We start from the raw sequence: 15,160 nt of genomic DNA, 5'->3' as shown, positions 1-15,160 counted from the left end.
AACGTAATGCTTAAATCTGTTCCTGAAATACTAAAATCTGTAATTGTTTGATCATCTGTATTCACACCCGCAGCAATAGTAGCTAATGGTACAGTCGCGGTATTTCCATTTTCTAAGGTAATGCTTAAATTATTTCCTACGATACTAAAATTTGTTATCGTTTGATCATCTGTATTTACACCTGCTGCAATAGTTGCTAAGGGTGTACTCACAGTATTCCCTGCACTGTCTGTAATTACTAAATTTGTTCCAACAACAGCAAAACTTGTATTAGTTGTATTGGTATCTACAACCCCACCTGTAATATCAGTTAAAGGAACACTAACACTATTTCCATCCGAATCAGTAAGCTTTAAATCCGTTCCATCTTTTGTTAAACTAACATTTGTTGTATTGTGAGTTAAGGTATTAACCTCATCTGCAGTTACTAATCTATTCCACTTATTATTAAGCCAATAATAGTATCCTTGTTGTAATCCAGACACAACTGAAGTGTTATAAACAGTAAGTCCTTCTACATTTCCAGAAGTTATTGTTGAAGTATCTGTTAACGATGTTAAAGCCACTTTAGGTATCAATAACCCTTTGTTATTTGATACAATTTCTAATTGAGCCGATTTATTTGGTGCTACAGTACCAATACCTACTTGTCCGTAGATACTACTTCCAATTAGAAGGGCTAATATTTGTACTTGTTTTTTCATAATTATAAAAGTTTATTTTTTTTGTTTTTTTATTATTTGGAATTCCGTTCTCCTGTTCAACTGATACTCTTTTTGAGAACATTTTTTTGGGTATTGACAATCAATTACTGGCTCTGTTTCTCCATAACCTTTACCAATTAATCGACTCTTGTTAACCCCTCTTTTTTCTATAAATTCTATTACTTTTTGAGTTCGCTTATCAGATAATTTTAAATTGTATTCTGGACGACCTCTACTATCTGCATAGGATTTAATTTCTAAGCTGACTTCTCTGTGTTTTTGTAAAAATTCAATGAGTTTTTCTAACTTGGCTATTGCATCTTTTCTGATGTTAGCTTTGTTATAATCGTAGTAAATTCTGGTGTTTAAAATCCTTTTGAAGTCTTCATCATTTTTAACCTCAACCTTCTTTTTCTTTAATTCTAATCGGATATTTCCTCCATCATATTGTTCTGGAATAAACTTGTCTGTAAAAACATAGTTGTCGTTTTCTGCCTTTAGAATATTAGGTTTAAACTTACTTACTCTTAAACTAAACTTACCATTGGCATCTGTTACTCCTTTCGATTGAATTTTTCCATCTGTATCAGTAACTGTAACTACTACACCAGCAATTGGCTTATTGGTTTCTTGATCTATGATAACACCTTCTAAATCATATTCTATAACCTCTCTTATAGGAATTATCTCTGTAAACTTGTAAATGTTATCTACTCCAGACCTATCTGAACTCAAAAAACCTTTTTTGTTAGCATTATTTATCGAAAAAGCATAATCGTCTTTTGAACTATTAATAGGCTTTCCAACATTTATTAATTGTTGTCTTCTAGATGCTAAATCGAAATAAAACACATCATAACCTCCTAATCCAAAATGTCCATCTGACGAGAAATACAACTCATATTTTGAAGTTATAAACGGAAAAGACTCTCTTCCTTTTGTATTCACTTTAGGTCCTAAGTTTTTAGGCTTCCCTAGCGTTCCTTGATTATAAATATCTACTGAATAAATATCCGTTTCTCCATAAGAACCTGGCATATCTGAAACATAATAAAGTATCTTCTCGTTTGGAGATAACGCTGGATGTGCTGTTGAATAACTATCGCCATTAATGGTTAAGTCTTCAATATTTCCCCAATTTCCATTAGCACCTTTTGTAGCTCGGTAAATTTTCAACCTTGCTATCTTACTATTTTTATCTAAAGGTGTATTATTAGATTTTGTGAAGTACATGGTTTTACCATCTTTTGTAACAACAGCTGATGATTCATGGTATTTAGAATTTACAGCTCCTTTAAGCTGTTTTGGCTTTGAATAATGATTAGTTTTTGGGTCTAAAACAGCTGTATAGATATCTAAAAAACGTTCATTATCCCAAGCATCTATTCTACCAATACTAGTTCTAGTATTTCTGGCTGATGAAAAGTATAAGGTGTCGTTTCTTAAAAAAGCACCATAATCCATATACTTTGAGTTTATCATCTCTAAAGAATCTAATTTGTATCGATTAGAGTTTAACTCAATAATATTCAGATAATCTTCACTGTTTTTTAGATTTTTGTCTAAAGAACCTGAAACCTTTAAAAATTCATTATAAATTTTTTCTGCTTGTTGTTTTTCTCCAATAGCTCTTAAAGATTGCGAGTATCTTAATAAGTAACTTTGATCTTCTTGTGCATCTTTAGTGCTATATAATTTTTCATACCACGTGGCAGCCTTTGAATAATCTGCATTAAAATAATAGGCATTTCCTAATTTTAATAACACCTCCGATGATTCATTCCCAGACTTAACGACTTTTAAATATGCCTTTGCAGCATCTTTGTAAGCAGAGTTTTGATATTCTTCATTTGCCTTTTTTAATTCTTTTTCTTGAGCTGTTACTCCTAATAACATAAAAAAAGCAATTGTGAATAAGGTTATAGTATTGTTATATTTCATTAGATATTTTTTTAATTAAAAGAATCTTGGAGAAACCTTTCCTTGTACTTTTTTGAAGAATTCGTACCTTAGAAATACTTCATGAGAACCAGAATTGTAATTTCCAATATCAGTAGTGTCATAGTCATAGGCATATCCCATAAATAAAGAGTTTGATATTTGCACACCTACTAAAGCACTTATCGCAGCACTCAATCTATACGATGCTCCTAGCGTAACCTTTTCATTGATTAAAAAATTAGTTGATAAGTCTACCACTAATGGTGCTCCATTTGTTACTTTAAAAAGTGTTGCAGGTTTAAATTTTAAATTATCTGTTAGTTCAAAAACATACCCCCCTGTTAAGTAAAAATGTTGTGTTTTTGCAACATTGGAGGTTGATGAATTTTTATAATGCTTCGTATAAAGTAGATTAGGTACCGATAAACCTACATACCATTTTTCTGTATATAAATACCCTCCAACTCCAACTACAGGTGAAGTTTCTCTTAGATTGTTTTGGAAAGGTTCATCTATCGGATTTTTAATATTTAATTTAGAATAATCTACATCTATAATATGTAGTCCTCCTTTTAATCCAAAAGCAAAATTTAAATCATAATCGTTTAAAGGCAGTATATAAGATAAATCTGCTGCAAAAGATGTTTCTACCGACGGTCCTATTTCTTCTCTATATACAGATAAACCTAGTCCGGTTCTTTCTCCCATTGGAGTATTAATAGATAATGTTTGCGTTATTGGTGCCCCCGGTATTCCTTGCCATTGCGACCTGTGTAGCGCATTAATACTTAATACATTTCTTGTTCCTGCATAAGCTGGATTTATAGAAATGGTATTATACATATATTGTGTAAACTGTGAGTCTTGTTGAGAATACATTGAGTAATTAGCTAACAAAACAAGCAACACAATAATTACTTTAAAATCCTTCATAATTAATTAGTTTATAAATAAGTATCCTGCTCTTTTCACCATTTCAGAATTGTATTTATATTCTAAAATGTAATAGTATGTTCCTTTTGGTAGCCTGTCATTTCGGTTTAGAGTTAGCCTTCCATCCGAGTATCCTCTAAATGATTTGTCTTTATTATTGTACCCTTTAGTTTCAAATATTTTGACTCCTGATTTATTGAATATCTTAACTGTGTTATCTGGGTAATTTTCTATACAGTTAAACTCTAAAACATCATTTTTACCATCATCATTAGTACTCAACCCATTGTATACTGTTAAACAACCACCTGGCAGTATTAGCTCTTCTTTAACTAGTGCTAATGCAAAGACTCCATAACCTGTAGCTTCTGAAACTGTTGTTACCGAATTTGTAAGTTCATCTACAATTCCACCTTCATCTACCCAAAACCCCTGTGTAGGATCCCAACGAACTATATGTATAGCCGTTTTTGAAGTTGCTTGTGTAATAGTAGAAGAAGTTGTATTGTTATTCCAAGTAAGCGTAACAATTACATTAGAATTTCCGTTTTCTTGTGTAATTTCCCAATACTCATTTGTATCGATATATTTAATTACACCAACTTTTAAGTTGTGTGGATATAATGTGTTACTGTTTTCTAAGAAATATTTAGATTTAATAACCTCTCTAGTATTAAGAGGTGCTGATATTTTTGAAGCTCTGTAAAAGTTTTTATCTCCTACAGGAAACTCAAATTCCGTATCTCCTTCTTTATGCACATAACCATCAACATGACTAGTATTGGAAGTATTAGTATGCGTTGCGTTTTGTTCAAAAGTTATCGTACCATTAAAATTTGTGTTATCAACAATACCAGATGAAAAATCTGCTTCATTGTATACATTTAATCTTCCTGATAATTGAAATGGAGTTGCATTAGATGTATTATTAAATAATACATTATTAAAACGACTTACTTCACTTCCTGATATTTGTTGTACATTGGCACCAATAAAATTAGCCGTACCATTAGGAGTTAAAAAATCGACAAGACCGTCATTTTTAAAATTTGCATAAACATACATCTCTCCTTCATTTACGAAGTTGCCTGTATTCGTATTTTCAAAATCATTAACTAATGAAATTGTTGTGTTTGGAGTAACGTATAAATCTCCTTCGTTAATTGTTTGCCCAAAACTATAAGTGCTACGAATAAACACCATAATTATAATGACCATACTCAGTTTCTTCATTCTTCTTTTTTTAGTGAATTAAATTTTGAAACACAGAATTGGTTTTCCCTTTAACCATTCTGTTATTTCTTAAACATCAGGTTAGCTATTTGTGTTAAACATTAGCTTATTAAACAGGGAATCTTTGTCATTTCTCTTTTTTAACAAAGCATGTACAGGAGTGGAGAAAAAGTACTGGCGGTATGTTAAGTGTACTCTGGATATGTATGGAAAAACACTTTGATTTAAGGTATTCAAAGCCATCATTTTCCCAAAAGTTGTAATCACTAAAGAATCGTGGAAATTCTGTTTAGGTAAGGTTATAGTGTTGGTGATTACTTTTGATGAATTAATATTGATAATATTCTCTTTTTCATCTATATATGCGAATGCTTTCTTTTTTAAATTAAAAAAAACATTAGCTATAGACTTTAATGTTAGAATATCATAATTATGGTCAACTTTAATGTATTTTGCTTTCTTCCAATAAGAAAACTCCTTAGTTATACTATTAGAAAAAGCGAATACATTTTTTAGGTTATTATTAATGAATGTTGATGCTTCTGTAGCTTCAATTAATTTTACTTTTGAAGCAACAGTATCGTTAGTAAACGATGTTACATCTAATTTTGAAGATTTGTTTTGTGAAAAAATTTGTCCTCCAATTATGGAAAACGAATCTGAAGCAGAAAACAAGAATACTAATATAAAGACATAATTCCTCATATTTAATGACAATAATTGTTATTAAACTGAGGGGGGAAATAGTACTCTTGCGGCAAAAATACATTTTTTTCTGTATTCGTACACTTTTTTTAAAAATAAATTAAAATTTAGGGGAAAAACCCTTAAACTTGATTTTAAAGTTTTTAAAACATTATAACAATGCTATTTCCCTAAGGAAAAACCTAATCATGAGCATGTAAAACACTTTTTATTTTATGAAAACAATACTCTTTTATTATTTAAAAATCTAGTAAAATGTTACATACCTAAAAATGTTTAATCAAATTATAAAATAAGGCATAAACGCCACTTTTACCTATACATTAAATTACTTTCTGAGATATTTACAGCGACAAAACCCAAACACATCTTTTTGATTTTCAGAAAATTATACATACCTTAGTCAAATATTCAAGAATTATTATCTGAAAAATTGCTTTCTAAAAATTCTTTTATCTCTACTCTATATTTATCCCACTCTATTTTATAAAACGAACTTAAAAAGTCGAAAATATTTGTTGCGCAACAAATAGGTGTAAACCGAAAAACCTTGAATAGAGTAGGTGAAATTAAAAATATATGATTATGAAAAAATTATTTTTATTGATGGTATTATCTTTATTATCTTTTAGTAGTTTCTCTTCTAATCTCAACATTCAGGATTGCAAACAATATGCAATTGATGCTGCTGTTGCTGAGTCAGATTACTACGGGTATACAAATTTTTATGATACTTTTCAAGCTATGCTTGATTATAGAGAAATGTGTGAAGAAAATGGAGGAAATATAGAAAGTCCAGTGTTTTTATAACCAAAAAAATTAAATATGAAAAAAACAATAATAAGTGCTTTCTTACTGTCGATTTTCAGTATTAGCACAATAAGAGCTATAACTCAAAACTGTTATGAATATGCTATGGATGCAGCTGGCCAAGAACTTATGCATTATGGAGGAACATGGGGCGAAGCTGAATACCTGAGCGCCGCCTTAGATTATTATGATATGTGTACGGAAACTGATGGCAATATTGCTGACCCAGTATTTCTTTAATTATTTTAGTGTGAGGTATTAATATAAATATACTTCACACTTATTTTAATAACTTATTAAAATAACAAAAAATGAAATACATCAAATTAACATTCATTTTTTTCTTTTTTTGGGGAAATATTTTTTCTCAGAATTACAAAGCTGTAGAAGTTATATATAACAAAGCATATAAGAACTATAAAGATTCTACTAATTCTGCTCCTAGATTATTAAGAAATTTAGAATATAAGCTACTATCTAACCATAACGAATCAAGATTTGAATATATAAAAAAGATAGACCATGACGGTTATGAAACAAATAAAAGATTTATAAGTAAAGGAGGAGGAAAAGGAATTCATTATAAAAACTTAGCAACAAACGAAAGATTTTGGCAAGTTGAAGATTTTGGAGATTTATATTTAGTAAATGAAAAATTCAACAAGTATAAATGGAAATTATTAAAAAGTGAATCAAAAAAAATTTTAGGGTATATATGCTATAAAGCAATAGGTACCTTTACTGAATATAGTCCAATCAGAAAAAAAACAATAGAAAATAAAATAGAAGTATGGTATACTCCGAGTTTACCAATACCTTTTGGTCCTTCTGGGTTTGATGGATTACCTGGTTTAGTTTTAGAATCACTTAATGGCAGTTTTTACCTAATCGCAAAAAAAATCAACCTCAAAAAACAAGCTTTTAAAATAAGGAAACCTATTAAAGGAAAAAAAGTAAATCATGATGAGTTCAACAAATTGATTTACAAATATTTTTTAGATTATACTAATAAAAAATAACACCCTCTCATTTTGACATGAACAAAAAAAAGAAATTCTTTTTAAGATTTTTTTTATTTACCTTAAGCTTAAACTCTCAAATCATAAAATTAAAAGGAAAGGTTAGTGATTCGGATAATAACTTACTTCCTTATGCAACCATTATAGCAGACAGTAATAATTCTGAGTTTTCGTCTTATTCAGTATCTGATGAAAAGGGAAACTTTAACTTTAAATTAAAAAAAAACAGGTATTATATTATTACTGCAAATTACTTAGGATTTAAACCTAAAACAATACGTTCCAAATTTAGTAAAGACAGTATCTTAAATTTTAAACTTGACATAGAAACAGAAAAATTAGACGAAGTAAGCATTAAATATACTCCTCCAATCATTGTAAAAAAAGATACAATAATATATAAAATAGAAAAGTTCGCAACTGGAGAAGAACGCAAACTAAAAGACGTTTTAAAAAAACTTCCAGGAGTTGAAGTTGATAAAGCAGGAAATGTAACTGTACAAGGTAAAAGAGTTACTAAAGTCCTTGTAGAGAATAAACAATTTTTTACAGGCGATAGTAAATTAGCTGTAAATAATATCCCAGCAGATGCAATAAATCAAGTAGAAGTATTGGATAATTATAATGATGTTGCGCTTCTTAAAGGTCTTGAAGATTCAAATGACATGGCCATGAATATAAAGCTAAAAGAAGATAAAAAAAACTTTTGGTTTGGAGATATTGAAGCCGGATCAGGTATTGGTTTATCTAAAAGACACTTAATTCATCCAAGTATATTCTACTATAGTCCTAAAACAAGTATTAACTTAATTGGTGATGTCAATAATACTGGTAAAAAATCTTTTACTTTTAAAGACTATTTAGATTTTGAAGGAGGTTATAAAAAAATATTACTAGACCCTAAAGCTTATTTCTCTAAACTAAATGATGATTTTTCTCAATTTTTAACAAACCAAGATTTTAAAAATAGTAATCATATTTTTGGTGGAGCAAGTCTTAATTATTCAATTAATAGTAGTACAGATTTAATAGGTTATTCTATATATTCAAAGAGTGATAATGAGTTAGAATCTCAGAATATAAATGAATATATTAATGAAAGTAACTTGATTGAAAAAAGAACAACTACTAACAATCCAATTAATGACTTTATTATTACTAAAATAGGAATTGAAAGAAAACAAAAAGATGGAGGTAAGCTAAAAGTTAATTCTTTTTTAAAAAGCTCAGACAATATAAACTCAATAAAAAATATAAGTACCCTTAATGGTACAACAAATTATATCAATACTTTATCTCATGCAAACAATATAGACTTTAAACAAGATATAGAGTGGCACAAAAGTTTATCTAAAAATCACACATTTACTTCTATAGCTAACTTTAATTATGGTAAAGGAGAAACTTTAGTTAATTGGAATACTAATAATAATATTTTTCAAAGCATTATTCCAATAATAAATGATTCATCCTACAGTATTTTTAAAAACAAAGAAACTTCTTCTTTAAATTTTTCAGCGCTATTAAAACATTATTGGGTTTTAGGAAACTTTGTCCATTTATATACAACTGGGGGGAGTCAATTTTTTAACGATAAATACTATACAAATGAATTTCAAAAAGTTTCAGATGGTACTGTAAATGATTTTAATTCTTCAAATTTTGGGAATGATATTGATTTTAATTTTAATAATTTCTATATCGGATCTCATCTGAAATTTCAAAAAGGAAAATTTACTTTTAAACCGGGTATATTTTTTCATAATTATCAAAGGAAAACAAAACAAAACAATCAAAACTTACGACTTCAAAAAAACTATATACTCCCTGAACTATCTATTAAAATAGATTTAAAAAGAAGTGAGAAAATAAATATTAAATATAATAGAAAAGTTAGGTTTCCTTCACTAACTAAATTGTTAAACAGTTTTACGTTAACAAACTTCAATAGTATCTATATTGGTAACCCAACATTAGAAAATGAATTATACCACCAAGCTAGTATTTATTACTATAAATTCAGTTTGTTCAAAAAATTAAATTATAACTTTAATTTGCGCTATAGAAAAAATGAAAAAGGAGTAAAGAACAGGAATAATTTAGAGGGAATTAATTTTATTACACAACCTATATTGTTAGATAATTCTGATGAAAGTATTAATTTTTCGGGCAATATAAATAAACGCTATGGAGATTATAAAATTTCATTAGGAGTAAATACTACTTTTTTAAATTATCTACAACAGCTTAATAATGAAATTTTTAAAAATAAATCAGAAAGCTTTAGTTTTAATACAAGTGTTAAAACTAATTTTTTAAAGTTTCCAAATTTTAGTGTCAATTATAAAAAAGAATTTAATAATTACAAAAGTCAAGGCTCCTTATCTAAATTTGAAAATGATTTCATTAATTTGAACATAGAATATGATTTTTGGGATGATTTTATTTTTAACCTAAATTATAATTTTCGAGACTTTAAAAACAAAAATATAAATAGTACCAATCGAAATGATATACTAAATACTTCTTTGTTTTATCAGAAAGAAAATAGTCCTTGGGGAATAGAAATTACTGCAAACAACTTATTCGATAATCAATTTATCAGAAACAGCTCTTTCAATGATTTTTTAATCTCAGATAATAGAAAGTTTATTTTACCTAGAATTTTACTATTAAAAATAAGTTACAAATTATAACATTTACATATATAATATTTTAAATAAAAAACAACACTTCGTTAACAGGATTATTATAAATTTCTTATTTTTCATAAATACTCATATTCTCATCATAAATAGGACTCTCTATAGATAGGAAATCTAACACACTATGAAAAATATTATGTTGTGATAGCATTTCATTTTCTTTCAATTTTCTAGAATTATCAGAAACCCATGTAATAAAAGGAATATTAACTTGCTCTTTAGGAGCTATACTTTTTGGTATTCCATGCATATACAAGTTATTTTCTCCTAAAGACTCACCATGATCTGAAATGTATATCATAGACGAATTATAATCTTTTAATAATTTTAATTCTTCAATTAATGAAGCCAAAATATAATCGGTATAAACAATTGTATTATCGTATGCATTTATTAGTTCTTCTTCACTACATTTCGATAACTCTACACTATTACATACTGGTATAAATTTATTAAACTCTGGCGGGTGTTTTTTTGAATATGTTGGACCATGACTAGTACTTGTATGTAATACTACCAGTATTTTATTCTTTTTACTTGTTAATATTTGTTCTTTCAAACCTGCAAGTAATACTTCATCATATTCACATCCAGCACCTTCACATATTTTTTTTAAATCTTTTTTTCCTTGATAGTTTTTAATTTTAACTGTTGGCTCTCCCCAATTTGTAGTTCGCCAAACAACATCAACATCATTTCTAAACAAGTAATTGGGTAATATTTCAAATAGTTTACCCGTGTTTTTGTATTCTAAAATACATTTAACTCCCGCTGTTGTGTAAGTTGCACAAGATTCAGCTTTGAAACTTTGTACATTTTTAATTTTAGATAATAATGGATTTGTATCTTTTTCATAGCCATATAACGAAAAATTTTGACTCCTTGCAGATTCACCAATCACAAGAACAACCACAGATTTTTGATTATTCTCAATTTTAGCATCTGGTAATAATATTTGCTGTTCGTTTTCTTGTTTTTTATGATAAAAAAATCTGTTCGTATTAACTATGTATGACCATGGCATAACCAGCCCTCCTAAAGTTTTTGAATGTTTATCTATCCATAACCAGCTTGAAGAAGAAGCATAAACAAGTGACAAAAGAAAAATCAAAGTTAAAAATACGGTCATTAAAAATTTTTTAAAACTTACATATATAACTTTAATTTTATATACAAAAACACTTGGAATTATTCCTAAAAAAAGAAGGTAAGCAATTAAACCAATAGAAAAAAAACTGCTAGATTCCTCAAATCTAGTATTGAAAACATTACCTATCATTGTTTTATCAATAATAACACCATAAGTATTTATAAAATATACACAAATAGCACTAATGTTTAGAGTTAAAATCAACAACCATTTACCTATAGATCGAAGCAAAAACATGATAATGTAAAAAACCAAAGCATTTAAAAATATCATTGCTATTATTAAGCTAAATATTAAAAAAACACCATTAAAACTTTTAGCATCTATATTATTGATAACAAACTTAAAAAAAGGGAATTGATATAGTATTAGATTTATAAAACTTACTATTAAAATGAAATAATTTAGTTTAATTTTTTTTGACATAAGATAATCTTATAATTAAGGACAATGTTATAACTAAAGACACTAATGAAACATAGAATACAAGTAAGTTATTTTCTAATATTTTCTTAGTAATTAGAACCGTCCAAATTATTAAAATTAATATAAAGACTGGGTAATATTTTTTGTTTTTAATACAAGACAACCAATTCACCTTATTATTAAACTTAATACCTAAAATTGCTATTATATAACCAATTGCAGAACCAAATAATACATCAAGTGGATAATGAGCACCTACACCAACTCTTGAAAAAGAAATAATCAAACCCAAAAAAACAACACAAGAAGACCAAATTATTTTATGCATACTTTTTTTAGGCATAAAGGCAAATAACAATGTAGTTATTACAATAAATGTAGCTATTGAGTGTCCTGATGGTAAAGATGTTTGTCCTGAAAGAGTTTTACCTACAATTACAAAACTATCATTATCAAACATTGCAGCTGGTCTTGGTACAGCAAATAGTTTTTTTAATGTAAACGATACTAATAATGATATTATTGATGAAGTTAAAAGTGCTTCCCAAAGTTTAGGAGCATTAACAATGAAAAAAGCTATAAATGGAAAAAACACTAAAACATCACCTAATTGAGTTAGATTGAATTGTAAATTTGGAAATTTAGACAAACTATGATTAAGATAAAAAAATAAATCTTTTTGAACATTAATATATGTAGTAGTAAATTCCTCCCCTATATAATTGATAAAAGAAAACAATAAAAAAAGTAATATAAAAGAAGGAATTAATAAGTGTAATTTTACATTAAAAAAATTATAAATTACTTTGTTATTTAAGTTTGAGTTCATCAAAAAATAAATCTTTTCTTTAGTCGTTTGAAATAATTTTTTGCTCAAACATCTAATATTCTTACACCAAAAGTAATCCTGTAATATTGTTTATCTTAATTTATTCTATGAGTTAGATTGTTTTTTCAACGAAATCCCTAAAACATTCTTATTCAACTGAAAATTGTCACGTTTAGTTTTTAACTTATTTATCCCTGTATTTATATTTAGTTACCTTTCTAACTTTCTTTTTTAGCTTTCTAAAAGAATAATAATTATACCAAGGTTTATTAAAAGCAGCTTTTTTTCTTGATCTTAAAGTTTTAAATCACATAGCAATAGCTACACTTCCTATATTTTTTTGATTCTGAATAATTTAATTTCACAGGAAAACATGCACTTTCTCATATACATCTTGATAGAGTAAAGAATTAACAGCATAAAAAAAACGGTTCGTGTGTACGAACCGTTTTTAAACTTGTAGCGGGAACAGGACTCGAACCTGTGACCTTCGGGTTATGAGCCCGACGAGCTACCTACTGCTCTATCCCGCGATTTGCGGTTGCAAATATACAGCTTTTTATTCTTTAATTCCTAATATAATTTTACTTTTCTCAGACAAAATATGGAAAACCATTAAAAACAAGCATTTATAAGGTATATTTACCAAAATAATACCTTTATAAAAAAACTCTAGTAAAAAGCTTTCTTTAATTTTTGCCATAAATTTGAAAATGGTTTATAGAGATTCTTAGTTAATGTATTGTAATTTTCATCATCTTTTAACCCCAATCCAAACTTTACTTTTTTAATTTCTTCTGAACGCACTAGAGTACCAAACATCCAGTCCCAAATAGCAAGTTTGGCACCCATATTTTTATTAAAATGATTCTCATTATTACTATGATGAATTTGATGTTGAAAAGGACTAATAAAAATATACTCTAACCAATTAAAATAAGTAAATCTCACATGAGAGTGTCTTAAATTTGCTCCAAAAACGAAGAAGAAAAAACTAAAAATATTCGCTCCTAAAAACATGACTTTATGAACAGCGTTACCTGACAGAAATTCGAAAAAACCAGTTGTTAGTCCAAAAATAATAATCCCTCTAATATTATTTATAATCAATTCTACAGGATGAAGCCTGTATTGTGTAATTGGCGTTAAACTAGTTGCTGAATGATGAATTTTATGAAACTCCCATAAAAAAGGGATCTTATGCATTGCATAGTGTATTAAAAAGCTAAAAAAATCATTAAGTATGGTTAGTGTAAATGTATAAAGCAATAGAATTTTAATGCTATTTATAGCCATTTTAGGGTACCCAAATTGATTGATTAAAAACTCATTAGTATAAAAAGCAATATAAAGTCCATATATCAAATACGGAGCTATGCATAATAACTTAATAAAGCTATTAATAAAGATTAAATAGTAATCAATAAAAGCTGAACTGCTAAACCATATTTTTTTAGGAAGTAAATATTGAACAAAATTTACTTTAGGTTTTATTTTTTTAAAGGTATAAAGAGCTAGAAGCATAGCAGTAAATAAGTACAAGATATAAATTCTCTTACTTGGGTTCTGGAAATAAGAAAAGGGCATATTAAGCCCTTTCTGAATGATATTAATAATATAATCTAACATCTACTACATATTTCAATTCTCCTTCTTTTCAATCACTATTTTTTTAATCCCAACTCAACTAAACGCTCTGTTAAAAACTCTCCTGCTGTCATATCTTCATATTGTTTTGGTGCTTCAGTAGTAATACAACTTTCTAAACAAGTTAAATCCATATTTGGATTAGGATGTAAAAAGAATGGTGTTGAGTATCTTGGCTTTTTTAATTTATCCAAATTGGTTGGATTTACCACTTGATGTATCGTTGACCTTAATTTGTTATTAGTTAAACGTGCCAACATATCCCCTACATTAATCACTATCTCGTCTGGAGCTGGCATCACATCTATCCATTCTCCTGCTAAAGTTTGTGCTTGCAACCCTTCAGCGCTTGCTCCCATTAATAATGTTATTAAGTTAATATCTCCATGAGCGGCTGCTCTTACAGAATCCTTATGTTTTGCTATAGCCTCTTCTGATAATGGATAATAATGTAATAAACGCAAAATACTATTTCCATTTTTTATTTTATCACTAAAATAATCTTCTGGTAATTCTAAATATAGAGCAATTGCTTTTAATAAATTTTTCCCTGTATTTTCTAAGGTTTTAAAAACTTCTAAGCCCTTTTCTTTAAATTCAGGCATATTTTCTGGCCAGATGTTTTCTGGATAATTAAATTCATTAATCGCTTCTACTTCTTGACCAATATGAAAAAACTCTTTTAAATCAGGTACACTCTGTCCTTTTGCACTTTCTTTGTTTTTAGAAATATATCCACGTTGCCCAGCAAACTCTTCGTTTTCAAATTGTTTTTTAGTTTCATCTGGCAATGCAAAAAAAGTTTCGATGGTATCGTATAAATCTTTTTTTAAGTCTGTTGATACACCATGATTCGCAACTATTGCAAATCCCATATTAGAAAATGAATCACCAAAATCCTTAATAAACTGCTTCCTCTTATTCTCATCTGTTGATATAAAATCTAAATAATCAACTCTTTTAATTTCGTTTTTCTCCACTTCGTATTTATATTAATTATCAGGCTACAAATAAACTTAACACTCATCAATTAAAGCATGATAATTATCATGTTACAA

12 protein-coding genes, 1 tRNA gene and 1 pseudogene are annotated in these 15,160 nt (G+C 27.9%); 4 read left to right on the top strand and 10 right to left on the bottom strand.

Annotation, left to right across the window (positions count from 1 at the left end; translation table 11 throughout):
* The 5 genes and pseudogenes from F7018_RS10245 to F7018_RS10225 form a co-directional block, all read right to left on the bottom strand.
* Positions 1-704: pseudogene (locus F7018_RS10245) on the bottom strand (hypothetical protein); the annotation flags it as partial.
* Between the two features lie 12 nt (positions 705-716).
* Entirely contained in the window at positions 717-2,645 is a 1,929-nt protein-coding gene (locus tag F7018_RS10240; RefSeq protein WP_150899971.1) for an OmpA family protein, read from the bottom strand.
* Positions 2,646-2,660: 15 nt separating this feature from the next.
* Entirely contained in the window at positions 2,661-3,578 is a 918-nt protein-coding gene (locus F7018_RS10235) for a PorP/SprF family type IX secretion system membrane protein (protein WP_150899970.1), read from the bottom strand.
* A gap of 6 nt (positions 3,579-3,584) precedes the next feature.
* A complete protein-coding gene (locus tag F7018_RS10230) occupies positions 3,585-4,811 on the bottom strand; it encodes a gliding motility-associated C-terminal domain-containing protein (RefSeq protein ID WP_150899969.1) in 1,227 nt (408 codons plus the stop codon).
* A gap of 81 nt (positions 4,812-4,892) precedes the next feature.
* Positions 4,893-5,516: a hypothetical protein gene (locus tag F7018_RS10225; RefSeq protein WP_150899968.1), complete on the bottom strand. Its 624-nt coding sequence runs from the start codon at positions 5,514-5,516 to the stop codon at positions 4,893-4,895.
* Between the two features lie 579 nt (positions 5,517-6,095).
* On the opposite strand from F7018_RS10225, the gene F7018_RS10220 reads away from it, so the two are divergent.
* From F7018_RS10220 to F7018_RS10205, 4 genes are all read left to right on the top strand, one after another.
* Positions 6,096-6,326 (top strand): hypothetical protein, encoded by a 231-nt coding sequence (locus tag F7018_RS10220; RefSeq protein WP_150899967.1) that lies wholly within the window; start codon positions 6,096-6,098, stop codon positions 6,324-6,326.
* A 15-nt stretch (positions 6,327-6,341) separates the two neighbouring features.
* Entirely contained in the window at positions 6,342-6,566 is a 225-nt protein-coding gene (locus F7018_RS10215) for a hypothetical protein (RefSeq protein WP_150899966.1), read from the top strand.
* A gap of 71 nt (positions 6,567-6,637) precedes the next feature.
* On the top strand, positions 6,638-7,345 hold the full coding sequence (locus F7018_RS10210; RefSeq protein WP_150899965.1) for a GLPGLI family protein: 708 nt from the start codon (positions 6,638-6,640) through the stop codon (positions 7,343-7,345).
* 17 nt (positions 7,346-7,362) lie between these two features.
* Positions 7,363-10,041 (top strand): carboxypeptidase-like regulatory domain-containing protein, encoded by a 2,679-nt coding sequence (locus F7018_RS10205; RefSeq protein ID WP_150899964.1) that lies wholly within the window; start codon positions 7,363-7,365, stop codon positions 10,039-10,041.
* Positions 10,042-10,105: 64 nt separating this feature from the next.
* On the opposite strand, the gene eptA is transcribed toward F7018_RS10205, so the two are convergent.
* From eptA to F7018_RS10180, 5 genes are all read right to left on the bottom strand, one after another.
* The gene (gene eptA, locus F7018_RS10200; RefSeq protein WP_150899963.1) at positions 10,106-11,626 is read right to left on the bottom strand and encodes a phosphoethanolamine--lipid A transferase EptA; all 1,521 of its coding nucleotides are present in this window, start codon (positions 11,624-11,626) and stop codon (positions 10,106-10,108) included.
* The gene (locus F7018_RS10195) at positions 11,610-12,455 is read right to left on the bottom strand and encodes a phosphatase PAP2 family protein (protein ID WP_150899962.1); all 846 of its coding nucleotides are present in this window, start codon (positions 12,453-12,455) and stop codon (positions 11,610-11,612) included. Before F7018_RS10195 ends, eptA begins: the two co-directional genes overlap by 17 nt.
* A 460-nt stretch (positions 12,456-12,915) precedes the next feature.
* A tRNA-Met gene (locus F7018_RS10190) sits at positions 12,916-12,988 on the bottom strand.
* 139 nt (positions 12,989-13,127) lie between these two features.
* Positions 13,128-14,084, bottom strand: a complete 957-nt coding sequence (locus F7018_RS10185; protein WP_150899961.1) for a sterol desaturase family protein — start codon at positions 14,082-14,084, stop codon at positions 13,128-13,130.
* A gap of 35 nt (positions 14,085-14,119) precedes the next feature.
* Positions 14,120-15,082, bottom strand: a complete 963-nt coding sequence (locus tag F7018_RS10180; RefSeq protein WP_150899960.1) for an isopenicillin N synthase family dioxygenase — start codon at positions 15,080-15,082, stop codon at positions 14,120-14,122.
* Between the last annotated feature and the right edge of the window lie 78 nt (positions 15,083-15,160).

The sequence above is a fragment of the Tenacibaculum aiptasiae genome (genome assembly GCF_008806755.1).
Taxonomy (GTDB): Bacteria; Bacteroidota; Bacteroidia; order Flavobacteriales; family Flavobacteriaceae; genus Polaribacter; species Polaribacter aiptasiae.
This window is presented reverse-complemented; position numbering and strand designations above follow the sequence as displayed.

Excerpts from the sequence above, each read along its gene's own strand:
- F7018_RS10240 (WP_150899971.1), bottom strand. The coding sequence starts at position 2,645 with ATGAAATATAACAATACTATAACCTTATTCACAATTGCTTTTTTTATG.
- F7018_RS10235 (WP_150899970.1), bottom strand. The coding sequence starts at position 3,578 with ATGAAGGATTTTAAAGTAATTATTGTGTTGCTTGTTTTGTTAGCTAAT.
- F7018_RS10230 (WP_150899969.1), bottom strand. The coding sequence starts at position 4,811 with ATGAAGAAACTGAGTATGGTCATTATAATTATGGTGTTTATTCGTAGC.
- F7018_RS10225 (WP_150899968.1), bottom strand. The coding sequence starts at position 5,516 with ATGAGGAATTATGTCTTTATATTAGTATTCTTGTTTTCTGCTTCAGAT.
- F7018_RS10220 (WP_150899967.1), top strand. The coding sequence starts at position 6,096 with ATGATTATGAAAAAATTATTTTTATTGATGGTATTATCTTTATTATCT.
- F7018_RS10215 (WP_150899966.1), top strand. The coding sequence starts at position 6,342 with ATGAAAAAAACAATAATAAGTGCTTTCTTACTGTCGATTTTCAGTATT.
- F7018_RS10210 (WP_150899965.1), top strand. The coding sequence starts at position 6,638 with ATGAAATACATCAAATTAACATTCATTTTTTTCTTTTTTTGGGGAAAT.
- F7018_RS10205 (WP_150899964.1), top strand. The coding sequence starts at position 7,363 with ATGAACAAAAAAAAGAAATTCTTTTTAAGATTTTTTTTATTTACCTTA.
- eptA (WP_150899963.1), bottom strand. The coding sequence starts at position 11,626 with ATGTCAAAAAAAATTAAACTAAATTATTTCATTTTAATAGTAAGTTTT.
- F7018_RS10195 (WP_150899962.1), bottom strand. The coding sequence starts at position 12,455 with ATGAACTCAAACTTAAATAACAAAGTAATTTATAATTTTTTTAATGTA.
- F7018_RS10185 (WP_150899961.1), bottom strand. The coding sequence starts at position 14,084 with ATGTTAGATTATATTATTAATATCATTCAGAAAGGGCTTAATATGCCC.